At 46.2% G+C, this 24,901-nt stretch carries 20 protein-coding genes; 9 read left to right on the forward strand and 11 right to left on the reverse strand.

Translation table 11 applies throughout. The features are described from left to right. The first annotated feature begins 6 nt into the window (after nucleotides 1-6). Nucleotides 7-936, forward strand: coding sequence for a LysR family transcriptional regulator (locus ST37_RS18635; RefSeq protein ID WP_084889047.1), 930 nt, complete (start codon nucleotides 7-9; stop codon nucleotides 934-936). A 120-nt stretch (nucleotides 937-1,056) separates the two neighbouring features. Continuing rightward, complete coding sequence (locus ST37_RS18640) at nucleotides 1,057-1,593, forward strand: outer membrane beta-barrel protein (protein WP_084889048.1); 537 nt, start codon at nucleotides 1,057-1,059, stop codon at nucleotides 1,591-1,593. A 24-nt stretch (nucleotides 1,594-1,617) separates the two neighbouring features. On the opposite strand, the gene ST37_RS18645 is transcribed toward ST37_RS18640, so the two are convergent. The 6 genes from ST37_RS18645 to lptD are packed head-to-tail and all read right to left on the reverse strand — an operon-like array spanning nucleotide 1,618 to nucleotide 8,258. Beyond that, nucleotides 1,618-2,421, reverse strand: coding sequence for a symmetrical bis(5'-nucleosyl)-tetraphosphatase (locus tag ST37_RS18645; RefSeq protein ID WP_084889049.1), 804 nt, complete (start codon nucleotides 2,419-2,421; stop codon nucleotides 1,618-1,620). 2 nt (nucleotides 2,422-2,423) lie between these two features. After that, nucleotides 2,424-2,804 (reverse strand): Co2+/Mg2+ efflux protein ApaG, encoded by a 381-nt coding sequence (apaG, locus tag ST37_RS18650; protein ID WP_143698251.1) that lies wholly within the window; start codon nucleotides 2,802-2,804, stop codon nucleotides 2,424-2,426. A gap of 15 nt (nucleotides 2,805-2,819) precedes the next feature. Then, nucleotides 2,820-3,629, reverse strand: a complete 810-nt coding sequence (gene rsmA / locus ST37_RS18655; RefSeq protein ID WP_084889051.1) for a 16S rRNA (adenine(1518)-N(6)/adenine(1519)-N(6))-dimethyltransferase RsmA — start codon at nucleotides 3,627-3,629, stop codon at nucleotides 2,820-2,822. Then, entirely contained in the window at nucleotides 3,626-4,627 is a 1,002-nt protein-coding gene (gene pdxA, locus ST37_RS18660; RefSeq protein ID WP_172401046.1) for a 4-hydroxythreonine-4-phosphate dehydrogenase PdxA, read from the reverse strand. Before pdxA ends, rsmA begins: the two co-directional genes overlap by 4 nt. Beyond that, nucleotides 4,602-5,906: a peptidylprolyl isomerase SurA gene (surA, locus tag ST37_RS18665; protein ID WP_084889053.1), complete on the reverse strand. Its 1,305-nt coding sequence runs from the start codon at nucleotides 5,904-5,906 to the stop codon at nucleotides 4,602-4,604. The genes pdxA and surA overlap by 26 nt, the downstream gene beginning before the upstream one ends. A gap of 18 nt (nucleotides 5,907-5,924) precedes the next feature. Beyond that, on the reverse strand, nucleotides 5,925-8,258 hold the full coding sequence (gene lptD / locus ST37_RS18670; RefSeq protein ID WP_084889054.1) for an LPS assembly protein LptD: 2,334 nt from the start codon (nucleotides 8,256-8,258) through the stop codon (nucleotides 5,925-5,927). Between the two features lie 155 nt (nucleotides 8,259-8,413). On the opposite strand from lptD, the gene djlA reads away from it, so the two are divergent. Further along, nucleotides 8,414-9,271, forward strand: a complete 858-nt coding sequence (gene djlA / locus ST37_RS18675) for a co-chaperone DjlA (RefSeq protein WP_084889055.1) — start codon at nucleotides 8,414-8,416, stop codon at nucleotides 9,269-9,271. Between the two features lie 142 nt (nucleotides 9,272-9,413). Here the strand turns inward: djlA and ST37_RS18680 are convergent, their stop codons facing one another. From ST37_RS18680 to leuA, 5 genes are all read right to left on the reverse strand, one after another. Continuing rightward, nucleotides 9,414-10,208: a DUF547 domain-containing protein gene (locus ST37_RS18680; RefSeq protein ID WP_084889056.1), complete on the reverse strand. Its 795-nt coding sequence runs from the start codon at nucleotides 10,206-10,208 to the stop codon at nucleotides 9,414-9,416. A 138-nt stretch (nucleotides 10,209-10,346) separates the two neighbouring features. Beyond that, nucleotides 10,347-10,949, reverse strand: coding sequence for a 3-isopropylmalate dehydratase small subunit (gene leuD, locus ST37_RS18685; protein ID WP_084889057.1), 603 nt, complete (start codon nucleotides 10,947-10,949; stop codon nucleotides 10,347-10,349). Between the two features lie 11 nt (nucleotides 10,950-10,960). Next, nucleotides 10,961-12,361, reverse strand: coding sequence for a 3-isopropylmalate dehydratase large subunit (gene leuC, locus ST37_RS18690; protein WP_084889058.1), 1,401 nt, complete (start codon nucleotides 12,359-12,361; stop codon nucleotides 10,961-10,963). A gap of 82 nt (nucleotides 12,362-12,443) precedes the next feature. After that, nucleotides 12,444-13,535 carry a 3-isopropylmalate dehydrogenase gene (gene leuB / locus ST37_RS18695; protein ID WP_084889059.1) on the reverse strand — a complete coding sequence of 364 codons (1,092 nt, stop codon included), beginning with the start codon at nucleotides 13,533-13,535 and terminating at the stop codon, nucleotides 12,444-12,446. A 90-nt stretch (nucleotides 13,536-13,625) separates the two neighbouring features. Beyond that, complete coding sequence (gene leuA, locus ST37_RS18700; protein WP_084889060.1) at nucleotides 13,626-15,173, reverse strand: 2-isopropylmalate synthase; 1,548 nt, start codon at nucleotides 15,171-15,173, stop codon at nucleotides 13,626-13,628. 416 nt (nucleotides 15,174-15,589) lie between these two features. Here leuA and ST37_RS18705 point away from each other — a divergent pair, with 416 nt between their 5' ends. From ST37_RS18705 to ST37_RS18730, 6 genes are all read left to right on the forward strand, one after another. Next, nucleotides 15,590-16,246, forward strand: a complete 657-nt coding sequence (locus tag ST37_RS18705) for a TetR/AcrR family transcriptional regulator (RefSeq protein ID WP_143698252.1) — start codon at nucleotides 15,590-15,592, stop codon at nucleotides 16,244-16,246. Between the two features lie 9 nt (nucleotides 16,247-16,255). Continuing rightward, nucleotides 16,256-17,560, forward strand: coding sequence for an HlyD family secretion protein (locus ST37_RS18710; RefSeq protein ID WP_084889062.1), 1,305 nt, complete (start codon nucleotides 16,256-16,258; stop codon nucleotides 17,558-17,560). Continuing rightward, entirely contained in the window at nucleotides 17,557-20,685 is a 3,129-nt protein-coding gene (locus tag ST37_RS18715) for an efflux RND transporter permease subunit (protein WP_084889063.1), read from the forward strand. The genes ST37_RS18710 and ST37_RS18715 overlap by 4 nt, the downstream gene beginning before the upstream one ends. 139 nt (nucleotides 20,686-20,824) lie before the next feature. Continuing rightward, nucleotides 20,825-21,355, forward strand: coding sequence for a phosphatase PAP2 family protein (locus ST37_RS18720; protein ID WP_084889064.1), 531 nt, complete (start codon nucleotides 20,825-20,827; stop codon nucleotides 21,353-21,355). Nucleotide 21,356: 1 nt separating this feature from the next. Next, a complete protein-coding gene (locus tag ST37_RS18725; RefSeq protein WP_084889065.1) occupies nucleotides 21,357-22,409 on the forward strand; it encodes an MJ1255/VC2487 family glycosyltransferase in 1,053 nt (350 codons plus the stop codon). A 404-nt stretch (nucleotides 22,410-22,813) separates the two neighbouring features. Next, entirely contained in the window at nucleotides 22,814-24,613 is a 1,800-nt protein-coding gene (locus ST37_RS18730) for a long-chain fatty acid--CoA ligase (RefSeq protein ID WP_084889066.1), read from the forward strand. Nucleotides 24,614-24,901: the final 288 nt, after the last annotated feature.

Consider the following 24,901-nt stretch of genomic DNA (forward strand, 5'->3'; position numbering starts at 1 on the left):
TAGCCAGTGGCGAAAGATCGGTTTGAGAACTTAGACCTAAACCTGCTCAAGGTGTTTCAAATTCTCATGCAGGAAAGAAACATGCGTAAAGCTTCGGCTCTATTGCATGTTTCGCAGCCTGCAATTAGCCAATCACTGCAAAAACTGCGCTTTCATTTTGCTGACGATCTGTTTGTAAAGGTAACACATGGGCTTGAGCCTACCCCCTTTGCATTGGAACTATCGGCTTCGATTACCCCACATTTTGATGCACTAAAGACCGCAGTTAACAGTCACCAGCAATTTGACCCAAGTAAAATTGATCATCCAATACGAATTGCATTGGTGGCTACAGTACAAACGCTTCTTGCGGGTCCACTATTTAGGGTAATGCGAGAACAAGCACCTAATGCGACCTTAGAGCTTCTACCATGGGGATCCCAGACCTTTGAAGAAATTAAGTATGGACGTACGCTGCTTGGAGTGACAGTCGATAAAGAGGCGCCGAGAGAGCTATACGGCAACTTTCTTATGCCTGTGACGGGACGTTTTATCGTTAGAAAAGACCATCCCATTGCGGAAGCGATCGTTAAGCCAGAAAGGCTGGAAGGCGTTGAGTTGGCTTCTTTTGTTACGCCGGGTTGGAATGACCACTTTAGCTACGCAAAAGAAGTATTAAAAGGATTTGGTGTGAATACTCATGTCAGTTTCCGTTCAGAGGCCCTAGATGCGGTTATCGATGTCGTGAGTCAAAGCGATCTTGTATTTGCACATTCTACATTGTTCCCAATCGAGCGGTACCCGCATCTCAGGTTCATTGATGTCGACATTCCGATTACGCGAAAGCAAGTTGACCTTCATAGTTACTACCATATTAAAGATCGCAATAATCCTCTTGTCAGTTGGCTGAACTCGGTGATTTTAGAGGTGCTCAAGCAACAGTCTGATAAGCATTGATTATTTCTCTGATAACCTAATTTGATTTTACTTAGTATAAATGCACCTTATAGTCGCAGTGTGTCTAGGACGACGGTTTTTGTATCAAGGATGACCTCTTAATTTCTATAGAGTATTCCAATGAAAAAATGTTTTTCTGCGCTATTAGCCACTTTTGCCGCAGCAGCTTGCCTTCCAGCTCTTGCTAACCCAGCCTATGTTGAAGGACACCGTGTTGGTGCCGGCTTCTCCAAAACTAAAGACGTGACAACGGGTTTTGACTTAGGCCTAGGGGGGGGATTGAAGCTTGAATATGGTTATGAGCTTAACCATATTATTGGTTTTAACCTTTCATATCAGGGCTTTGGCGAATCTTGGTCAGGACTAAAAGTCGATGGTTCCGTCTTTAAAGCAGATGCAGATATTGGCTATGCGTTTGATCTTCAAGAATTCTCGGTTAAGCCTTATGTGGCGTTGGGTGTCGCACTGGTGAACGAAGAGTGGTCGCTGAACGGTATACCAGGCTCTAGCGACCTGAGCGACTCATCATTTCTATTTGGTTTTGGCGCGCGGGCTACCTTTATGCACAACTTTTATGCCGATATGCGCTTCGACTACCTGATGACTGAGTACAGTGATTTGGACCAGTTTTCTATCAGCTTTGGCTACAAATTCTAATTGACGGAGTTCGAGCTCTTCTAATTACAGCGCTGCTTGAACAAAGTAGCGCTGATCTTCCCAGCGGATCATCGTCAGTGATCCACCCCAGACACAGCCAGTGTCGAGTCCAATTACATTACTATTTTGATAGCCTTCGAGGGCAGCCCAATGTCCGAACAGCACGGTTTTGCTTAGTTCTACGCGGTTAGGCCATTCAAACCAAGGCACTAAGTTGGGGTCAGAGACCTCTGAGGGCGGCTGCTTGCACGCCATATCAAGCCCACCATTAGCGTAGCAATAGCGCATTCGAGTAAACGCATTAATAATGTAGCGCAATTTTGCATAACCCTTTAGCGAACTGTCCCATAGTTCGGGTTGATTGTCGTACATCTCTTCGAGCAGAGTCACCCAGTGAGAGCCACTTAATGCCTCTTGAACATGCAGGGCATTTGCTCTCGCGGTTGCTAAATCCCACAGGGGAGAAATCCCAGCATGACAAACCACAAACTCTGCATGCTCTTGCATCAAAGGTTGCTGTCTTAGCCAGTCTAGAAGTTCATCGCGATCAGAGGCTTCAAGTATCGCTCTGGTGCGATCTTTGTCTTTAATACGGTGAATGCCATTGGCAACGGCGAGCAGATGAAGATCGTGATTGCCTAGCACCACTTTTACCGACTCGCCTAAAGATTTGGCAAATCGCAACACTTCAAGTGAGTCAGGGCCACGGGCGACCAAGTCCCCAGCAATCCACAGCGTATCGAGTTTGGGATCAAACTGAGCTTGCTCTAACAGCATCTGCAGCTCGCGACTACACCCTTGTGGGTCACCTACAATATAGTTAGCCACAGTTAATTGATGATATTTGGAATGGCGAGAGTAAATGGGTCAATGTTGGTAGAGAACTCTTGTTGCTTCGCATCCAGCATGATGTAACTGCCTTGCATTGTGCCCATAGGCGTTTCAATAGCAGTGCCACTGGTATAAGTGTACTCGTCATTGGCAGGAATAATAGGCTGCTCGCCGACAACGCCTTCGCCTTCTACCGATATTTGCTTGCCGTTTGCATCGGTGATCAGCCAGCGACGGCTGATCAACTGTACGGTTTCGGTGCTTAAATTTTTAATGGTGATGACATAAGCAAACACATAGCGCTTTTGCTCAGGGTTGGACTGGCTTTCAATATACTTAGTCAGTACTTGGCACTTTATGCAAGGGTCACTCATCATCACTCCATTGAGGTAGTATTAAACCGTGTGGTTAGCGTCTAGGTAATTAGCCATTGCCACAAACTGCTCGAGAGTAAGATTTTCAGGTCGCATGCTCGGGTTAATTCCTAACGCTTCCAATTGCTCTTTATCTAACAGCGCTTTATAGCAGTTGCGAACGGTTTTGCGACGTTGATTAAACCCTTCACGGCACACGCGATCCAACCATTTAAGGCTGTTTGCTTTGTGCGGCAAGACTTCATATGGCACGAGGCGAACAACCGCTGAATCGACTTTTGGTGGTGGAACAAAAGATTCTGGTGGGACTTCCAACACCGGCACAACTTTACAATAATACTGAGCCATGACCGTTAAACGGCCATAGGCCTTGGTTCCAGGACCTGCGGCAAGACGATTTACGACCTCTTTTTGTAGCATGAAGTGCATGTCTTGGATGTCTTTGTGGAACTCAAACAAGTGAAACATCAATGGTGTAGAGATGTTGTATGGCAGATTACCAAAGATGCGCAACTTATTGTCAGGCTTGACTAGCTGAGTAAAGTCAAAACGCATTGCGTCTCCTTCGTGGATAGTAAGCTTGTCAGCTAAATCCGGATGGTTGCGTAAGCGTTCTGCCAAATCTCGGTCTAGCTCAATTACCGTAAGTTTGTCGACTTCTTTGCCAACAGGTTCAGTGATCGCGCCAAGGCCAGGGCCAATCTCAACCAAATTTTGGCCTGGAAGCGGGTTAATCGATGACACAATGCCATCGATAATGTATGGATCATTTAGGAAGTTTTGGCCAAAACGTTTTCTGGCTTTATGTCCTTGGTGGACGTCATTTCTCATTGTTTGTTCTCTACTAGTTCTATTGCGTGAGCAAGCGCAGTGCGTAAACTTCCTGTATCGGCAAGCCCTGTACCAGCTAAATCAAGGGCAGTGCCATGATCAACTGATGTACGAATAAACGGAAGGCCTAGCGTAATATTGATAGACTCTCCAAATCCTTTAAATTTTAGCACGGGAAGGACCTGATCGTGATACATACCTAACACGGCATCGGCATCTTCTAGGTATTTTTGGTTGAAAATGGTGTCAGCAGGCAATGGCCCTACAATATCCATCCCTTGATCACGTAAGCGATCTAGGGTTGGAGTGATGACGTCAATTTCTTCTCTTCCTAAATGCCCATCTTCTCCCGCATGTGGATTTAAACCACACACATAGATCTTTGGACGTTCTATGGCAAACTTAGACACTAAATCGGCGTGTAAGATTTCCACAATGCTGGTCAGTCGTTCTGACGTTACTGCCTTTGAGACGTAAGCCAGTGGAATGTGCGTTGTGACCAGTGCAACTCGTAAACCTTCAGTTGCCAGCATCATAACCACGAGAGGTGTCTGAGACTTTTCGGCGAAAAATTCAGTGTGACCGCTAAACGCAACACCAGCGCGATTGATCACGCCTTTATGGACTGGACCCGTAACCAAAGCATCAAATTCACCACTAAGGTTGCCCATCGCGGCCCGCTCAAGCGTTTTTAGCACATAATGCCCATTTGCTTCATCCAAACTGCCTGCAACACAAGGTGATGACATCTCGATGTGGTCGACCGTTAATTCACCCGCTTGCGCAGGTGCTTTTGGCGCTGTGGCGTCATACTCTTTGAGCGTAACCTCAATACCCAAAAGGTCTGCACGCTGTTTCAACAGCTCTCGATCGGCACAGACGACAATCTGATGTGGCCAGCTTTGATGAGACAGTGATAGCACTAAGTCTGGGCCTATTCCTGCAGGCTCTCCTGGGGTTATTACGATACGCTTAGTTGACAACGTCGAGCTCCTCATCGGTTTCGATAAATTCGACATAGGCGCTGGCTCGAAGCTCTTGCAACCAGGTACTGACTTCTTCATTGAATTTACGGTTAAATAGTATTCGATAAGCGCGATTGCTAAGCGCAGAGTCCGTTCTATCGACTTCACGGCGGTCGAGCACTTCGACGATATGCCAGCCATGGACAGTTTTGAATGGATCACTAATCAGGCCAATGGGTAAGGTTTCGACTTGGTATTTAAACTCTGGGACGTATAGATCGGGTGTTTGATAACCTAACTCACCATCGCGCGATGCCGATCCAGGGTCTGCCGAAAACTGTTGTGCCAGGTCGGAAAAAGTCGCTTCACCACTGTTTATTTGGCGAATGTAGTTTTCCAATTGTTGCTTGGCACCATCGTCGCTAAGTATCACCGACGTTTTGATCAGTATGTGCCTAGCGTTGACCTCTGTAACTGCAACCGTTTCGAGACCTTTGACGTCTTTGATTTTAAGAATATGAAATCCTGCTCCACTTCTAAATGGACCGATAATGGCCGATTTGCCTTGAGTCGTAATTTGATCGGCAAATATGGTCGGCATTTCTTCTTTTCGCAGCCAACCCCAGTCACCACCTTCCAAGGCTTTTGGTCCTTTGGAGTAAGTAAGTGCTAACTTTGTAAAGTCCTCACCATCGTCAAGCATCTGCTTAATTTCTAGCGCCTGAGCTTCAACATCTTCTTTGGATTGATTGCTGTTGAATCTAAATTGGATATGCCCAATGTGATACTCAACACTCTTGTTGGTCTCTTCAGACAACAGCTTGCTGAGGTTTTCCACTTCCGCAGGTAATATACTTATTCTACGTCGAACCAGTGCATTACGTGCTTCAGATACCGCGACTTCATCGCGGATCTGTTCACGGTACTCTGCATAGGATAACCCCTGGTCGGCCACGCTTTGCTGCAGTTCAAGGAGAGTTTGATCGTTGTTTCGAGCAATGGTCGAGATGGCTTCATCAAGCCGTTGGTCGTTAATTCGAACGCCAATGCGCTCTGCTTCTTGTGCCTGTAGCGTATCTAGGATCAATTTATCCAGCACTTGATCTTTCAGCACATCTTCATCGGGCAGTGCTTGCCCTTTTTGAGCGGCACCCATACGAACTGATTTTAGTGATGCATCAATATCACTTTGTAGGATGACGCCATCATTGACGATGACAGCAACGCGATCTAGCTGTTGCGTTGCAGCAATACTGTGTGAACTCAGCAGCACAGTTAGTGACACCGCAAGCAGCCGTTTAAAACTCATCATTACATTGTCCAAAATATGTTAATTATCTAATCTAAATGGTCGGCCATAACCCAGAGCACCACTGTCAGAGCCTGAATCTGAGCCTAGTGCTTGTCCAAACCCAACAATACCAAAATTTATACCAAGGTTTTGTTCATATTCAGGTTCGCTGTTGTCGACACCAAGGTTTTCGTAAGAGCGGATTAAGTCGGAATAAGTAAAACCAATATACCAGCAATCCGAGTTGTACCGTAAACTGGCAACCAACTCCAATGGGATACTTTCTGTTGTATCGTAGTAGTACTGTATGTTGGCTTGCCAGTTACGATTAATGGAATAGCCAGTAACAAGACCGAGCTGAGAGATACCCTCAATAGTGATGTTTTCGGTATCAAAATCTACGGTGCTGTCGATGTAATCTTTTGTGACGTATCGGTAGTTACCCTGAATAAACCCTCGGCGGTGTCTGTACTCTAGACTGCTGTTTGCCGTCGCAAGTTCCCCTTGGTCAACAGAATAATAGAGACCACCATGGTAGTAGAGGTAGTCGTTAAAGTTAAAATCACCTTCCATTGCCCAAGCCAACTGATCGTCGTTAGGGGTGTCATACCGATCGTCTAAGTGAACGATTTGCCCGAATGACAAGCTGGCTCGCTCTCGGTATTCATCGTCGTAGAAGCGAGTCGATGCGCCATAACTGATTTGGTTTGCAGCGACAATATCATCGACACCACTTTTCTTATGCGGCCTAAACAAACTGTAGTAGTCGCCTTGCAATGTTGTTGTATCGTAACTGCCGTAGACCCCTGATTGATCAACTCTACCAACGTATAGGTATTGCACTGTGGGCTCGAGCGTTTGTGTATACCCACCAAACAATGAGGTATCGCGCTCTAGTATGAGTGTGCCGATCGAGCGAAATTGCGGGACAATCCTGACGACTTCCTCTTCAAGTTCGTCTGCTCCAACATAGTTTTCAATATCTTGGTTGTAGTAGGTTCCTAGTATCCGCGCTTCTGTTATCGACGATCCCCAAGTGGTTACGAATGGGATAGTGGCACCAGGTTCTATATGGATTCTTGTCGCCCCCTCAGGTTGCACACTGGTCGTGCCATCTGTTTGAAAGCGCGTTATGTGAGAAATGACATCTAAGTCGAGGTATTTATATACTTGCGGTAGATAGTAGTTGGCTTCTAGTTGTGGCAGCATTTCATAGGGAAGGCCATCTTCAGCGTTTGGCTCATACAAAAGCTGGAAGCTACGAACTCTTAATGTGGTATCCCAATTTTGGTTGCGGTAAGAGGTATAGGCATCTTGAAGCAGTTGACCGTCTTCACGTTCACCAATGCTCGAGTCGATATCGCGGAAAAAGTAAATGTCGCTTACTTGTCCGTAATCGATACCAAACTTCCAGTTGCTATTATATATACCATTGTGCTGTAAACCCACCCCCCAACGGTCACCAAGGTCTTCATATAGTCTGTCTTCACTTAACCACTGAAAGTCGACTTGAGATCGTCCAAAGTCGCTGAGTAAGCGAAATTGGTTATCAAGTTGCAACCCGCGGTTTTGCATATATTTGATGTTGGTTTCGAGATCGTAATTTGGCGCAATGTTCCAATAAAATGGGATTTCCGCTTCAAAACCGTCTCGAGAACCGAACGCTACCGATGGGTAGAGAAAACCCGTTTTTCGCTCATCCCCGGTAGGGATAGTCATATATGGCATCCAAAAAACAGGGACTTCTTGGATCTCAAAGCGTGGGTTATGCAACGTGGCTGTCTGTTTATCTTGATCAATCTCGATCGAGCTTGCCTTAAATTGCCACGATTTATCGTCTTCGGGGCAAGAGGTTATTGTACCGTCTTCTAACTCGTAATAGTTTTTACCTTCAGAAAAGATAAGTTTAGCGGTGCCACGGCCTTGCTCGCACAGCATTTCGTAGTCGGCATTTTCAATCGAGCTGTTGTTGGTATCGAGATCCGTTGTGACACGCGTCGCGTCAGTCTTGATTTGACCATCAGTCAGAAATACATTGCCTTCTGCAACTGCGATATTATCGGTTTCGTGGAAGGTGACGGTATCGGCTTTTAAAACTTTGACGCCTTGCGTAACAACTACATCACCTTCATAGCGAGCTTTATCACCGCGCTGTCCAGCCAATGAGTCTGCCTCAACATAGGTGGTTTGAGACTCAATGTCTTGATTTTCATCACTGTTGACCAAACATTGATCAAAGTTATCACCGAGAGCATGACTGCCATCAGTTGTGGTATTCTTGGTTGTGTCAGACTCTGCAGCCACAAAATTTGGCAACGCGCACAGTATGGCAAAGAGTAGGGTGCCAACTTTTGTGCGGGAATCATTATGCATTGAGTAGTACTATCCTATGTAACTAGATTTTCGGTCCATTAGAATGGTTGACCGAGTCCGTGAGGAAATGTTCCTTATAATAATGGAATTTGTGTCATCAAGCGAATTTTGATGCCGAGTTCTATAGATAAATTAGTCGATTGAGAGCAAATAGCATGCATTATTTTGGCAAGTTGATTGGGGTTTTATTTGGTACGATGTTTGGCGGTTTTTTAGGCGCGCTCATCGGCTTATACCTTGGCCATCGATTTGATCGCGCCCGTGCCCGCGCCAACCACCCATTCGGTGGTACTTCTGGAGGATATCGAGGCACCGCCTCGCAGCAGCAGCGACAAAGCGAGTTTTTTAAAGCGACTTTCGCAGTAATGGGGCATGTTGCAAAGTCCAAAGGGCAAGTGACTCGTCAAGAAATTGAGCTCGCTAGCAACATTATGCAGCGCATGCGCCTAGACCCAGAGCAAACTAGTGCGGCACAGGCGGCGTTTCGCGACGGTAAGGAGAGCGACTTTCCTTTAGACGAGATACTGCAAAAAGTTCGCACGGTAACGGCTGGTCGTTATGATTTGCTGCAATTCTTTCTTGAGGTTCAAGTCTCGGCGGCGTTCGCGGATGGCAGTTTAGATCCCAAAGAGCGCGCGATTTTACACACCATTGCTCAAGGGCTTGGGTTCAGTGCAGCGCAACTTGAACAACGTCTTCGTATGCAAGAAGCAGCATTTCGATTCCAGCAAGGCGGCTTTGGTGGCCATCACCAAGGGCAACATCAAGGTGGGCAATGGCAACAAGCGCCTAGCGCTGACCAATTAAAGGATGCGTTTGAGCTTATTGGTGTGAGTGAGGATGCGGATTCGCGTGAAGTCAAACGAGCCTACCGTAAACTGATGAATGAGCATCACCCAGACAAGCTGGTGGCGAAAGGTTTACCACCAGAAATGATGGAGATGGCTAAAGAAAAAGCTCAAGAAATTCAGAATGCGTATGATTTGATTAAGAAAGAGAAAGGGTTTAAATAAAATGCTCGTTAGTATTGAATTGATAGAAGAATAGTTCAATTCAACAAGAGTACACACAGGCTCATAAAGTTTTACGCCCTGCTATTGATTGGATAAGTCCACTCCGTAACAGGGCGTTTTCGTCTGCGATGAGTCGAGTCTGTTATTTCACTTCGTTCAGCGACCAGTCATAGTCAAATTTCACCTTACCTGAGAAATCCGCCAACTCTGGTCGTACTTCAGAAAGATGCTCAATGACACCATCACTTCCTCCAAAGTCGACCTCAAACCATTCGTAAATGGATGATAAGGTAAGTTGACCATTGGACAAGAGCACGCCTTTGTCGCTAGAAATATAGCTTTGCATCGCTTGTTGCAATAACTGTTCGGTATTGGCCTCAGTAAATGCACGTTGCTGTAGGTTGGGACAGCCGAGACTGGCACAGTTCACCGCATAGTGGGTGCGCGGTTCTTGCCAAATCGGGCGCAAAATTCTGTGCTCAATATCGTTCAGTGTCAGCGCTTGACCATTTATGGTTGTAATCTCTTTGTCCCAAGGACCAAAGCTAAATAGCCCGCCAATCTTAGTAATTGATTTTGTCGGGTAGTTATCCAAAATAATATCTATGGTATAGGCGTTATACAGGTTCACCCAAAACGCGTATTGCTGCCCACGCGTGAGCTGGTGGGGGTTGACCTGACTCAGCTTTGATAAATACGCTTTTAATGATTGTTTATCTTGGGAAGTGACTTGATTGTATTTCACCAAGGTGTGCTGCCCTTGAACAACTAAATAGCTGTCCAGAAACTCTTGATAGGGCCGATGATCGATTTCTACAGCCTTGGCATCAGCAAAGGGTTGCCAGTACTCCCAAAGATCCGCTTTGGGGGCGGCGAACAGTGAGCAAGAAAAAACAACAGCGGTAAGCGTAAGTAGTCGATTTACAAAGGTGAACATTGAATCTTCCCTGTCAATATTTTGGTTAAGTGTACGTTAATTAAGACCCCATGGCTGGGCATTTACTTTCACTAAAAAAAACAAAAAGCCGCAACACTCATCGAAGGCGAGTATTGCGGCTTTGTCTATAAGATAGCGTTATTTTAGAAAGCTAGGAATATTGCTTTCAAAATCAGAGATTGCTTGCTCATGTTGCAGGGTTAGACCTATGTTGTCTAAGCCATTAAGTAGGCAGTGGCGTCTAAAAGAGTCAATCTCAAAGCTGTACTCTTTGCCATTAGCGCGCACCTTCAATGCCTCTAGATCGACTTCAACGGTTGCCCCTTCGTTTCCTTCGACATACTCAAATAGTTCATCCACTTCAGCTTCGGTTAATTGAACCGGAACCATCTGGTTATTGATGGAGTTACCATAAAAAATGTCGGCGAAACTTGGTGCAATCATCGCTTTAATGCCGTAGTCGGCCAGTGCCCAAGGTGCGTGCTCACGCGATGATCCGCAGCCAAAGTTTTCGCGCGCGAGTAGAATACTTGCCCCTTTGTAACGAGGGTAATTTAAGACAAATTCTGGGTTTGCTTGTTGACCCGCATCGTCCAAAAAGCGCCAGTCGTGAAACAGGTGTTTGCCAAAGCCTAAGCGAGAGACTTTTTGCAAAAACTGTTTTGGGATAATGGCATCGGTATCGACGTTGGCAGCATCTAAAGCGACCACAATACCGGTATGTTGTTTAAATCCAGTCATGAGTTATCTCCTTAGTCCAACGTACGAATATCAACAAAGTGACCTGCAATGGCAGCTGCTGCGGCCATCGCTGGGCTAACCAAATGAGTTCGCCCTTCACGACCTTGTCGCCCTTCAAAGTTGCGGTTTGATGTAGACGCGCAGCGCTCTTTTGGACCAAGGCGGTCATTGTTCATAGCAAGACACATTGAGCAACCCGGCAGGCGCCATTCAAAACCCGCTTGCTTGAAGATCTCATCCAAGCCTTCCGCTTCAGCTTGCGCTTTAACTTGTTCAGAGCCAGGAACTATCAAGGCTTGAACATGAGAGGCAACTTGGCGGCCTTTGGCAACGGCTGCGGCCGCGCGCATATCTTCGATGCGTGAGTTGGTACAAGAGCCAACAAACACCTTATCGATGTTGTAGTCTGACAGCGCTTTGCCAGCTTCCAATCCCATATAAGCCAAGGCTTTTTCGGCGGAGGCTTTTTCGACCGGGTCATTGAAGCTCTCTGGTGCAGGAATTGGCTCATCCACCGCAATCACTTGACCTGGGTTGGTTCCCCAAGTTACTTGTGGTTTGATGTCAGCGGCTTGCAAGGTGACAACCGCGTCAAATTGAGCATCATCGTCCGATTTCAGCGTCGACCAGTAGGCTACTGCTGCATCCCAGTCGTCGCCCTTAGGTGCAAATTTACGTCCTTGAATGTAGTCGAAGGTGGTTTGGTCTGGGGCGACAAGACCGGCTTTCGCGCCTAGTTCGATGGCCATATTACACACCGTCATGCGACCTTCCATAGAGAGGGCTTCTATCGCCTCACCACAAAACTCAACCACGTATCCCGTGCCGCCTGCAGCGGTGGTTTTACCAATGATGGCAAGTACAATGTCTTTGGCGGTTACGCCTGGGTTTACGTGACCTTTTACTTCAATTTTCATGGTCTTGGCACGGCCCTGTTTTAGCGTCTGGGTTGCCAAAACATGCTCAACTTCTGAGGTGCCAATACCAAAGGCTAGTGAGCCAAATGCTCCGTGCGTCGCGGTATGAGAATCACCACACACAATGGTCATGCCCGGCAGAGTTATGCCTAGCTCTGGCCCCATAACGTGCACAATACCTTGGTATTTATGGTTGATGTCATACAAGGTGACGCCAAATTCTTCACAGTTTTTAGCCAGCGTTTGCATCTGGATGCGTGCCATATCACCAGAGGCATTAATGTCTTTGGTGGTGGTTGATACGTTATGATCCATAGTGGCAAATGTTTTGCCTACTTGGCGAACCGTGCGACCTTTTTCACGTAATCCATCAAACGCCTGTGGTGACGTGACTTCATGCACAAGGTGACGGTCGATGTACAAAATTGGGTTTTCACCCTCAGCCTCGACCGCAACGTGCGCATCGTAGACTTTTTCATATAGTGTTTTTGCCATGTTGTGTTCCTTGTAGGCGGGCGGGCCCGCCTAATCTAGAGTTCCATTTTGTTATAACAATTCTTTTTAGCCAGCGGCTTGATTATGCGTTGCTGATGTACGCTGCGATGGTGTCGCCCATTTGCGATGTCGTCAGGGCTTGTCCTTTAGCGGCAAGATCTGCAGTGAGCTCACCTGCAGATAGCGCTTGGCTCACCGCTTTTTCGATGGCTTGCGCTGCGTCTTCTTCACCTAGGCTGTAGCGCAGCATCAGTGCGGCCGACAGAATTTGAGCCACTGGGTTGGCGATGTTTTTACCTGCGATATCAGGAGCACTGCCACCGGCTGGTTCATACAAACCAAACTGGCTTTCATTGAGGCTGGCCGACGGAAGCATACCCATGGAGCCTGTGATCATGGCGCACTCATCTGAAATGATATCGCCGAAGATGTTAGAACACAGCATCACATCAAATTGCGCTGGGTCTTTAATCAGCTGCATGGTCGCGTTATCGATGTACATGTGAGAAAGCTCTACGTCTGGGTAGTCTTTAGCAATCTCTTCGACCACTTCGCGCCATAGAATGGAGCTTTGCAGCACATTGGCTTTGTCTATTGAGCAGACTTTCTTATCGCGCAAGCGCGCAGACTCAAAGGCAATTTTTGCAATGCGTTCGATTTCGTAGCGATGGTACACCTCGGTATCAAAGGCTTTTTCGTCTTTTCCTTCGCCTTCACGACCTTTAGGCTGACCAAAGTAGATACCGCCAGTGAGTTCACGCACTACCACAATATCAAAACCACGACCAGAAATGTCCGCGCGCAGAGGAGAGAAGTCTTCTAAACCTGCGTGAATTTGCGCAGGGCGTAGGTTACAAAACAGTTGGAAATGCTTACGTAGCGGAAGTAGCGCACCACGCTCTGGCTGCTCGTTAGGCGGTAAGTTCTCCCATTTAGGACCGCCAACAGAGCCAAACAGAACCGCGTCTGATTCTTCACATGCCGTTAGCGTCGCAAGGGGCAGCGGTGAGCCATGGTTGTCAATGGCGATCCCACCAACATCATGCTCACTACGAGTAAGAGTAAAGCCAAATTTTTGTTCAATTGCGTCGAGGACTTTGTTGGCTTGCGCCATCACTTCTGGGCCAATACCATCACCTGGCAATACAGCAATGGTGTAATTCTTGTCTGTCATGATCTTCCTTAATAGTTTTCTTATGCTTAATTCTTTTAAATGCGAGTTGATAGCACCGTTATCTCCTTCGTCATCAACTCGCTTTTGTTACTAAACCGTCGCCACTTTTTTTTGTTTGATTTCGGCGATTTGGTCGGCGCGATGAATGCTGTTTATGACATGCAGCAATGCTTGCCCTGAGGCCTCAACAATATCGGTTGAAATACCCGTACCGTGATATTTACGACCTTTATAGTTGGCGATAATATCAGCCTGACCCAATCCGTCTTCACCTTCACCTTTCGCAGTGAGGTCAAATTTGTCCAATACAATGTCATAACCTGTGACTCGGTAAATACATTGGTAAAGCGCATCTACAGGGCCGTTACCCACAGCCGCTTCAGAGGTTTCGGTATCGCCACATTGCAATTTAATGCTGGTGGTCGCCATCACACTGCCTGATTGCACGCTGAGGTAATTCAACTTATAGAAGTCGTCCTCATCACGCAAGTTTGAGAAGTGCATCAAGGCTTCTAGGTCGTAATCAAATACCTGGCCCTTGCGATCGGCAAGTTTCAAGAAGTCTTCATATAAAGCGTCTAAGTTATACTCTTCCTCTTTATAGCCCATGCTGTCCATGTGGCTCTTCACCGCTGCACGACCGCTGCGAGAGGTTAAGTTGAGTGCTTGATTTTTAAGACCAATAGACTCAGGTGTCATGATCTCGTAGGTGTTCTTATTTTTAAGCATGCCATCTTGGTGGATACCTGAAGAGTGACTAAAGGCATTGCCGCCCACAATCGCTTTGTTGTCCTGAATCGGCATGTTGCACAATTGGCTAACAAGCTTACTGGTGCGAGAGATTTCATCGTGTTTAATGTTGGTGCCAACACCTATTAAATTCTGACGAGTTTTTAGGATCATCGCCACTTCTTCTAGGGCGCAGTTTCCGGCGCGCTCACCAATACCATTGATGGTGCCTTCAATTTGGCGAGCACCGGCTTGTACAGCCGCAATAGAGTTGGCCACTGACATGCCCAAGTCATCATGGCAATGCACAGAAATGACCGCCTTATCGATATTAGGCACGCGATCAAACAAGGTTTGAATGATGCCACCAAACTCGTTGGGAACGGTGTAGCCGACGGTATCTGGGATGTTGACGGTACTTGCGCCGGCGTTAATCGCTGCTTCTACCATACGACATAGGTTGTCGATGGGTGTGCGACCCGCGTCTTCACAAGAAAATTCCACATCGTCGGTATAGTTACGCGCATGTTTTACCGCTTTCACCGCCATCTCAACGACGTCGTCATAGCTGCGACGTAATTTGTCCTGTACGTGGATCGTTGAGGTAGAAATAAAGGTATGAATTCGGAATTGCTCAGCAACGCTCAGTGCTTGAGCGGCAGCGTCGATGTCGGCGGCAACGGCTCTAGATAATGCAGCGATACGACTGTTCTTAATGTGTTTGGCGATGGTTTGTACTGATTCGAAATCACCTGGTGAGGAGATAGGAAAACCAGCTTCAATTACATCAACGCCGAGACGCTCTAACGCAAAGGCTATTTGCAGCTTTTCCTTCACCGTCAAACTGGCTGAAAGGGCTTGTTCGCCATCGCGTAGCGTGGTGTCGAAGATAATGACCTGATCCTTCATTTTTAGAATCCTCTTAAGAGTGAATCGTTTGCTCTAGCATTTTTCTAGGGCGATAAGTACAAAAAAACCCGCCTAGTGCGGGTTATCTATTTTGTGGTGTTTATGTTTCTTCCACAGCCTACCCGCGCGATTGATTCACGATAAGCAGGAGGAGCAGTGAAGAGACAAAACGGTGCATATTTTATGTCCACAAAAAGTTGATAACAAATTAGTACCCAAAATGACCAGCAGCGTCAAGGATAAAATCATATTTTTAAACAATTCCGTGCATACAGAATGATATCCAGATTAAAAGTCAGTTAATTAATCAATTGGGTAAATGTGAGTAATTAAACTATTATTAAGTTTCCTATAATTTGAATAAAATTCACCAATCGAGTAATTATTAAATAATTATGACAAAGAGTGTTAGTACAATGTCCGAACAGGCAAACAAAAAAAGTGTCGGTCGTCCTACAGGGAAATCCGATGCTCGAGAGCAGTTAATCTTGCGAGCACGTGAACTCTTTATTTCCATGCCTTACGACAAAGTGTCCACACGGTTAGTTGCAGAAAAAGCGGGAGTGAATTCCGCGATGATCCGTTACTACTTTGGCAATAAAGAGGGGCTTTTTGAAACCATGGTGAGAGAAACCATGGAGCCTATTAGGCATAATATCCAAGAGATGCGGAAGCGCCACGACCAAGTTTCGCTGCTAGACATTATGTCAATGCATATGAATCAAATGAGACAAATGCCAGACTTTCCAAAGCTGGTCTTCCAAAGTATGCACATGCCTGCCTCTGCCGTTCAACGACAGTTAATGGTCAAAGTCTTTTCCGAAATGATGGATACAGACCATCATCGTATTTTTGCCAAAATGTCTAAAAGTGCATTATTGCGAGAAGGACTGGATCCTAAAATGGCAAGACTTTCTGTGATCAGTTTACTTATGTTTCCATTTCTGGCTCCTGCACCAATGTTGGAGCTGCACGGTATTGAGTTAGACGATGAGTTTCTAGAAGGGTACTTGTCGCACAATATTGATTTAATCACCAAAGGGTTCATGAAACCCGGCGCTACAATTGACTAAGGAACGTTAATGTCTCTGTCTCGTAAACTGCTTTTCTTCCCATTCCTTGCGGCAGGTATCGCAATTTTAGTGATCGCCGTAAAATCGCAAAAAGATCTTCCTGTCGAACCTGTTTCGGAGCGTGCGCGAGTTGTCGATGTGATTCCACTTGAAAGGACGTCAATAGCCCCTACCGTGATAGGCTACGGACAACTTCGCCCTAAAACCGAGTGGAAGGCTATAGCCGAAGTGACCGGTCAGGTTTTGTACCGACACCCTGATCTTGAGAAAGGAAAGATCGTAGAAGCCGGTACACAAGTACTGCGTATTGATCCTATTGATTACGAATTGCAGCTTGCTCAGGCAGAAGCCGATTTGAGTAAGTCTAAGACAAGCCTTAAAAAGCTCACCCTCGAGAACGCCAATTTAAAGCAAACCATCAAAATTGAAGAAAGCAGGCTTAAACTGAGTGAGAATGAGTTATCGCGGATTCAAAACCTGGTTTCGAGAGGCTTGGCCTCGCAATCTGATGTGGACTCACAGCAGCAAAGCTACCTTTCGCAGCAAAAACTGGTTCAAGATATGCGCAATACATTAACCCTGTACCCAGAAGAAAAAAGCGCAGCGCAAGCGGCGGTGAATGTGAGTCAGGCGAATGTGGAACAGGCCAAAAACTTACTGGCTAAAACCAGCATTACCCTGCCGGCAACTATGCGAATATCCACGGTGGATATTGAGAAGAATCAAGTGGTTAACATGCAGCAAACCATGTTTGTTGGGCACTCAATTGAAGCCATTGAAGTTGAGGCTCAGTTGTCCATTCATGATCTGCAAACCATCGCGAGCAGTGCAGGCGCTATTGCCGCTGTGGGCAATCCTCAAGCTATCCCTAACTTAGATAAAATGAACGCCGTCGTTACCTTATCTAGTGGGCAGTTAACGGCTGAATACCCCGCGAAAGTTGCAAGGCTAAGTGACACGGTTGATGTCAACCAAGCAACGGTCGGTGTGATACTGGAAATTGACCAAGACTTACAGGCTAACTTGTCGCAAGGCAAACCCCTGTTGGTCAATGGTATGTTCGTTAAAGCGTCCATTACAGGGGCGCAACAAGAGTTGCTGATGGTGCCTGAGCGCGCGTTACATGGTGACCGAATTTACCTCATGGACGACAATGGAAAACTCGATATTCGTCCAGTCACAGTGCTTTATCGTCAACAAGGGCAAGTGATCATCGAAGGTGATGTAATGGCTGGTGATATGTTAGTGCTCAATGATTTGTTGCCAGCGGTCGAAGGAATGGCATTGAGAGCGGCTGAAGGAGATCAGTTATGATCCGCTTTTTTGCTCGCCACCCAACAGCGGCTAACCTGCTCATGTTAGGGATCATGTTGGTGGGTTTAACCTCTTTGGGTAACATCAAACGAGAAACCTTTCCTGAGTTCAGTCCCCCGTACATTTTGGCAGGGATCGTTTACCCCGGAGCGTCTCCGCAAGAAGTGGAAGAGAGTCTCTGTGTTCGCCTTGAAGATGCCGTCGATGGATTGTCCAATATTGTCGAAACGCGTTGTGAAGCGATTGAAGGCTCGGCTCGACTTGTGTTGAAGTTGAATGATGAAGCAGACATCGGTCGAATGTTGGTGGATGTTCAGACCCAAATTAACTCAATTAACGACTTTCCAGATGAAATTGAGTCGCCCGTGGTGCAAGAGTTAGATTGGAACGAGCCGGTCGTTGATGTAGCCGTTGTGGCAGATATGCCCCTCCCACAGTTAAAAGCCTATACCGAAGAGTTAAAGCGCAGCTTAAAACTCGATTATGGTGTTTCGTTAGTCGATATTGCAGGCTTTTCGGATCACCAGTATCAAGTTGAGTTAAATACTCATGCCATAAGACAGCTTGGTTTAAGTGTTGGCGATATTGCAACGCAAATTGGTCGGCAAAATATTAAATTGCCTAGTGGTAATATCGAAACGGAGCAGAAGAATTTTCTGATACGTTTTGATGAGCGTCGCGTGACCCCTCACGAACTTGAAACCATTGTGGTTGGGTCGGGCGAAAACGGTTCAGTGATCCGCCTGAGAGACATCGCAACCATAACCGATCGCTTTGAACTCGATGAGCAAAAAATCTTGTTTAATGGCTCTCCGTCCGCAGTACTAAAGATCAGTAAAAACAAACAAGACGATGCGTTGCGAATAAAAGATCAAGTAGCGCTGTTTGTGGCTGACCACCAAGCAATGGCACCCGACGGTGTTGTGCTTGAAATGACTAACGATCTCTCTTCACTGTTGTGGGATCGATTAAGCATGATGCTTAAAAACGGCTGGCAAGGTATCGTTCTCGTCTTTATCACCATGTGGCTGTTCTTTAGTTTACGATATTCTGTTTGGGTTGCAGCAGGCCTACCGGTGGCGTTCTTAGGTGGCCTGTTTATGATGGCGCAGTTAGGGCTGTCGATAAACATAATGTCACTGGTCGGCTTACTAATGGCGATTGGTATTATGATGGATGATGCCATCGTGATTGCCGAATCCATTGCCTCGCACCTTGAACGCGGCTATAGCATTGACGAAGCAGTATACAAAGGCGTTAAAAAAGTTCTTCCTGGCGTATTGTCTTCATTTCTCACAACCATCTGTATTTTCGGTAGCTTGCTGTTTCTGCAAGGGGAAATGGGTGCTGTACTGCGCGCGGTGCCGCAAGTGCTGATTTTAGTATTATCGGTCAGTCTGATTGAAGCGTTCTTAATTTTACCTCACCACCTTGCACACTCATTGCACCGTCAACGCAAGGAGCGAGAGCCACTCGCCTTCAAACGCCGTTTTTTAGAAAAGTTTGAACACTTTCGCAATGTTCATTTAGTATCTGCGGTCACCAAAGTCGTGGCTTACCGCTACGCCTTTGTTGGTTTTGTCCTGGCGTTAATGTTGTCGTCCATTGCGTTGCTTGCCAGTGGTATGCTGAAGTTTGTTCCTTTTCCTGATCTGGATGGTGATATTGCTGAAGCTCGCGTCATATTGCCCCCAGGCTCGTCGTTGTCACAGACGGAAATCGTCGTCGATACCATCGTAGCCGCAGCCGAGAAACTCAATACGCAATGGAGTGACGAACAAGAAGGTGGTGAGCAACTTGTCCGGCAGATCACAAGCCAATTTAATACTAACGCCGATGCTAACGAAACTGGGCCACACATTGCTACTGTACGTTTGGATCTGCTTAGTGCTGAAATTCGCAACAGCAACATAGATCGTTTTATTGACGCGTGGCGAGATGAAGTTGGGGAGCTGACGGATCCGGTTTCACTGGTGTTTAAGCAGCCGTCGATGGGACCGGGAGGTCGAGCCTTGGAAGTGCGGATTCAGCACGATGATGTGCATGAACTTAAGGCTGCTTCCCAAGAGATCCAAGACTATTTTTCTGGTTTCAATGGCGTAACCGGTGTGATGGACGATATGCGCTTAGGTAAAGAAGAGGTATTGGTTCAGCTTCGTCCGGGCGCAGAAACATTTGGTGTTAACGGCCAAATGATTGCCAATCAGTTACGCTCGGCCTTTTATGGTCAAACTGCCGATGAGATCCAAGTCGGTGTTGAAAACATAAAGATTGATGTTCGCTTGGATAAGCAAGAAGCGGGCGATCTGCAGCAGCTGGCTAACTTTCCCATCATGATGGCGGATGGCAGTCAAATCCCATTGGGCGCTGTTGCAACCTTGGACTTTCAGCGAAACTATGTGCGCATACAAAGAATTAATGGGTTGCGTACGGTCTCGGTATTTGCGGATGTAGACACCAGCAAGACCAACACAGCGGAGATTGAGCGGCAGTTCCGACGTGACATCGTTCCTGACCTTAAAGACGACTATCCTGGGTTACGATTCGATTTTGAAGGTCAGTCCAAGGATGCCGCCGAGACAGGTTCATCAATGGCCAAAGGGTTCATGATCGGTCTGTTTGGCGTGTTTATGATCTTAAGTTATCAGTTCCGCAGCTATGTGGAGCCATTTGTGGTGATGATCGCAATACCTCTTGCCTTTATTGGGGTGGCCTATGGTCATTTGCTTTGGGGACATCCAATGAGTATGCCGAGCATGCTTGGTTTCATATCGTTGGCTGGGATTGTGGTCAATGACTCAATCTTGTTGGTGCAATACATTCGACATCATATTGAAGAAGGGGACATTATTTATGAAGCGGTTGTAAAAGCCAGTCGTGAGCGCTTTAGAGCCGTGTTCTTAACGTCACTTACCACTGCAGCAGGCCTACTACCATTGCTTGCTGAAACCAGCTTGCAAGCTCAGGTGATCAAACCGCTAGTGATCTCGACGGTGTTTGGTATTTTTGCCTCGACATTGTTGGTGCTATTTATGATCCCATCGGCTTATGCCATTTTAGCGGACTTTGGGCTGGTGCATAAACGTCACGAAGAGTGGGAAGACGATATTAAAGGTTCCGAGTAATATTGCCTTTAACCCCACGTTTTGAAAGAAGGGCCCTAAGGTCCTTCTTTTTTCATACAAAAGACATCCACGCTTCACTTACTTGTCACTTTTGGAGGCTAATTTTTAACTTCAAGATGTGAAAGCCAAGGAGGCGAGAATGTTACTCCAACCAATCGCTCGTATTGCACAGTTTGATCTTAACTTTTCCATACTCTGTTTGGATCACCGATTTAGTATTGAAGTCGCAAAAGTGTGTCGCTGGATATCGCGTAGTGGTGATGGCCCACTCTATGTGGTACTTGCGATGGCGCTGCTGTGGCTAAGTCCAACGCTAGGGTGGAGCTTTCTTTGTGCAGGCTTACTGGCCTTTGCCATTGAACTGCCTATCTATTGGCTCACAAAAAACGCGGTTAGGCGCCGAAGACCAGCCGAACTAACACGTGTGATCCCTGCATTCATTACCCCATCAGATCGCTATAGCCTACCTTCTGGACATTCTGCGGCCGCAATGGTGATGGCGACACTGATTGCTTATTTCTTCCCGGCTTTTGCCATAGTAGCGTTGCTTTGGGCTATGGCCGTTGGTCTATCAAGGATTTTATTAGGTGTTCACTTTTTGAGTGATGTGATTGTTGGAATGTTGTTGGGCGCAGCTTGCGCTAATGCTGCATTATTGATGGTGAGCTAAGATGAAAATTTTGTATGGTGTACAAGGCACAGGTAATGGGCATATCTCTCGAGCACGAGCGATAGCCAGTGAGCTCGAAAAAACCAACGTGGACGTCGATTTTTTGTTTTCTGGCCGATCGCAGAATGGGTACTTTGCGATGGAGTCTTTTGGTGACTTCAGCCTGAGGCAAGGCTTAAGCTTTGTAACTCATAAAGGTCGCGTGAGTTACGCGCGTACGGCACTCAGCAATAATCCACTGCGTTTTGTCAGTGAAGCGTGCTCATTAGACTTAAAAGACTACGATCTGGTATTAAATGATTTTGAACCCGTGTCTGCTTGGGCGGCTAAATACCAAGGTGTCCCATGCATTGGCGTTAGCCACCAAAATGCTTTTCGCTATGATGTGCCTAAAGCGACCTTTGGGCTTGTCGATCGCGCGGTGATCCATCAGTTTGCGCCATGTGACTATGAGTTAGGTTTGCATTGGTATCATTATGATCAACCCATTTTGCCCCCCATAATCAGTCACTCAACTGAGCAATCCCCTGAGTTTGGCGAGGCCTTTCTGGTGTACCTTCCGTTTGAACTTTTAGGACATATTACGCGTTTGCTTACTCGTTTTGATGGCGTGCAATTCGTCTGTTATCACCCAAGCATCCAGTCGGAGTATCAAAGTGAGAACGTTGTTTATAAGCCATTAAGCCTACAAGGGTTCAAACAAGACCTAGCTCATTGCAGAGGCGTTATTTGTAATGGTGGATTTGAACTGCCCTCAGAAGCTTTGGCACTGGGTAAGAAACTTCTTTTGAAACCTTTAAAAGGTCAATTTGAACAACAGAGTAATGTAGCGACGCTGGAAGCTCTTGGGTTAGCGACCACAATGCAACACTTGGACAGCTCCATCATGAGCCAATGGGTGAAAGAGGATTTGGGAGAGCCAGTGTACTATCCCAACGTTGCGCAAGACATCGTTAAGTGGTTGCTGAAAGCGAATTGGTCTAATCAAAATGAGCTGGTTGACTCGCTGTGGAGCCAGGTTGTTTTTCCTAGTTATGTAGAGTTGAGTGCGTAAGGCTATTACTCAAACTTATCGTTTTAGGCCCCAAGATACACCAGTATTCTAGTTTATGTTAATTTTATGTTTTGTAAGTCTTTGAATGGCCTCTTAACATTAGACAAATCATCACGTACTGGAGTTGGCATGAAACGACTCAGCAAAGCTCCGCGCTTAGTTGGCTAAAGGAACAGATAGTCGGTATCGCAACGTTAAAACAGTTAAAATAGCACCGCAATAAAGGGATTGATTTGCAACACTGTGGGGACTTAGTTAGCAGTAGAAGCCCTGTTTTGTTCAACGGATAAACTAGCAATGTTTGGTTACATTCTAAGCGGTAAGATTTTGATTGCGTTTTGAGCGAACGGTTGTACACTTGTGGCGATTATTAGCTTACAAGTGTAAGCCCAACCGGTGAGTCTATGCAAAATTCCTCTTATCATATTGTCAAAAGAATCCGCGAACAGGTAGTTGCGGGCAAAACGAAACCCGCACTACGCTACAAGCAGGATAGCTCGTGGTTAGACATAAGTTGGAGTGAATTTGGTGAACGGTTAGATGCAGTATCTAGAGCACTGATAGTGAACGGCATTGCGCCTCAAGATAAAGTCGCTATCTTCTCAAACAACATGCCCCAATGGAGCATCGCTGATGTCGGCGCGCTGCAAGTTAGAGCCGTTACCGTACCTATTTACCCAACCAATACCCCAAAACAAGCGTCTTACATTATCCAAGATGCTGACGCTAAGATTTTGTTTGTGGGTGAACAAGCGCAATATGACGCTGCTCTAAGTATATTCGATGAATGCACGCAATTAGAACTTGTGGTTGCTATGGATGAGAATATTACGCTTAGTAACGAGATAAACAGCTATCATTGGGCTGAGTTTCTCGAGCAAGGGTCGGTTAACAACGATCAACTTGAACAGCGTTTAAATGACGCTAATTTTGATGACCTGCTTACCTTGATATACACCTCTGGTACTACAGGGCAACCAAAAGGCGTTATGCTTGATTACGCTAACTTTGCCAGCCAATTAAAGTCCCATGATGAGCGTTTAAGCCTCTCACCTGAGGATGTGTCACTCGCGTTTTTACCGCTATCACATGTATTTGAGCGAGCATGGTCTTTCTATGTGTTGTATACCGGCGCAACCAATGTCTACTTAAAAGACACAATGCAAGTGGCAGAAGCTTTAAAGGAAGTGCAACCAACCATCATGGCGGCAGTTCCTCGTTTCTATGAGAAAGTGTTCTCTACCATCCACGAAAAAGTATCCAAAGCATCGTTTGTAAAGAAACTGATGTTTACGTGGGCGGTAAATATGGGCGCAAAAGTGGCTGCAGCCAAGAAAGAGCAACGTAAGCCGGGTTGGTTATTGAAGAAAAACTATGCCTTAGCAGACAAATTGATACTGTCTAAATTGCGAGCTGGACTTGGTGGGAACATAAAATTCATGCCTTGTGGCGGTGCAAAACTGGATGAAACTATTGGTCGTTTCTTTCATGCAATAGGAATCAACGTAAAGCTCGGCTACGGCATGACCGAAACGGTGGCGACGGTGACCTGTTGGGATGATGAGCAATTTAACCCTGACTCTATTGGCACCGTTATGCCTGGTGCGGAAGTTAAAATCGGTGAGAACAACGAAATATTAGTCCGCGGCCCTATGGTCATGCGCGGTTACTATAAAATGCCCGAAGAGACTGAAAAAACGTTCGACGAGCATGGCTTCTTGAAAACGGGTGATGCTGGTCACTTTGACGAGCAGGGTAATTTGTTCATTACTGACCGTATTAAAGAGCTGATGAAGACTTCTGGCGGTAAGTACATCGCACCTCAAATGGTCGAGGGTACCCTGGGTAAAGACCACTTTATCGAGCAAATTGCCGTAGTTGCGGATACCCGCAAGTTTGTGTCGGCTTTGATTGTGCCAAGTTTTGAAGCGCTAGAAGAGTACGCGAAAGAGTTAAACATTAAGTATCACGATCGATTAGAGCTGATTAAGCACAGTGAAGTGGTTGAGATGTTTGAAAAGCGTGTCCATGCACTGCAAAATGAATTAGCACGATTTGAGCAAGTGAAAAAATTTAAGCTGTTGCCAAAATCATTCTCTATGGATGAAGGCGAGTTGACGCCAACTCAAAAGCTTCGTCGTAAAGTAATCAATGAACGTTATAAAGACGAAATCGAAGAGATGTACAACGAGAAAAAGAGCTAGTAATTGCTTAAAATAACAAATTGTTAACTGAAACACCTGTAATGCTACATTGCAGGTGTTTTTTTATGCAAATACGGTTGATCTAATTTGTCCAATAAAGGTACAGTGGCGTTAGAAGCAGTGTGAACCCACACCGCTGACATAGCACACCGAGTAGGAATCTCGGTCAGGCTAACCATAAGTCCTACTATGTACTACCACAGCAATGTCTTGGAAATTGAGTCATTACTTGGGTAAGGAGACAATATGAAAACACCCCCTACACCAGATGCTACAGCTGGTGCTGAA

Source organism: Vibrio sp. qd031, from assembly GCF_002100145.1.
In the GTDB taxonomy this organism is placed as follows: domain Bacteria; phylum Pseudomonadota; class Gammaproteobacteria; order Enterobacterales; family Vibrionaceae; genus Vibrio.

Bases quoted from the DNA above. Each gene is read 5' to 3' on its own strand.
- ST37_RS18640 (WP_084889048.1), top strand. From the start codon at position 1,057: ATGAAAAAATGTTTTTCTGCGCTATTAGCCACTTTTGCCGCAGCAGCT.
- rsmA (WP_084889051.1), bottom strand. From the start codon at position 3,629: ATGAGAAATGACGTCCACCAAGGACATAAAGCCAGAAAACGTTTTGGC.
- pdxA (WP_172401046.1), bottom strand. From the start codon at position 4,627: ATGAGGAGCTCGACGTTGTCAACTAAGCGTATCGTAATAACCCCAGGA.
- surA (WP_084889053.1), bottom strand. From the start codon at position 5,906: ATGATGAGTTTTAAACGGCTGCTTGCGGTGTCACTAACTGTGCTGCTG.
- lptD (WP_084889054.1), bottom strand. From the start codon at position 8,258: ATGCATAATGATTCCCGCACAAAAGTTGGCACCCTACTCTTTGCCATA.
- djlA (WP_084889055.1), top strand. From the start codon at position 8,414: ATGCATTATTTTGGCAAGTTGATTGGGGTTTTATTTGGTACGATGTTT.
- ST37_RS18680 (WP_084889056.1), bottom strand. From the start codon at position 10,208: ATGTTCACCTTTGTAAATCGACTACTTACGCTTACCGCTGTTGTTTTT.
- leuD (WP_084889057.1), bottom strand. From the start codon at position 10,949: ATGACTGGATTTAAACAACATACCGGTATTGTGGTCGCTTTAGATGCT.
- leuC (WP_084889058.1), bottom strand. From the start codon at position 12,361: ATGGCAAAAACACTATATGAAAAAGTCTACGATGCGCACGTTGCGGTC.
- leuB (WP_084889059.1), bottom strand. From the start codon at position 13,535: ATGACAGACAAGAATTACACCATTGCTGTATTGCCAGGTGATGGTATT.
- leuA (WP_084889060.1), bottom strand. From the start codon at position 15,173: ATGAAGGATCAGGTCATTATCTTCGACACCACGCTACGCGATGGCGAA.
- ST37_RS18705 (WP_143698252.1), top strand. From the start codon at position 15,590: ATGTCCGAACAGGCAAACAAAAAAAGTGTCGGTCGTCCTACAGGGAAA.
- ST37_RS18710 (WP_084889062.1), top strand. From the start codon at position 16,256: ATGTCTCTGTCTCGTAAACTGCTTTTCTTCCCATTCCTTGCGGCAGGT.
- ST37_RS18715 (WP_084889063.1), top strand. From the start codon at position 17,557: ATGATCCGCTTTTTTGCTCGCCACCCAACAGCGGCTAACCTGCTCATG.
- ST37_RS18720 (WP_084889064.1), top strand. From the start codon at position 20,825: ATGTTACTCCAACCAATCGCTCGTATTGCACAGTTTGATCTTAACTTT.
- ST37_RS18725 (WP_084889065.1), top strand. From the start codon at position 21,357: ATGAAAATTTTGTATGGTGTACAAGGCACAGGTAATGGGCATATCTCT.
- ST37_RS18730 (WP_084889066.1), top strand. From the start codon at position 22,814: ATGCAAAATTCCTCTTATCATATTGTCAAAAGAATCCGCGAACAGGTA.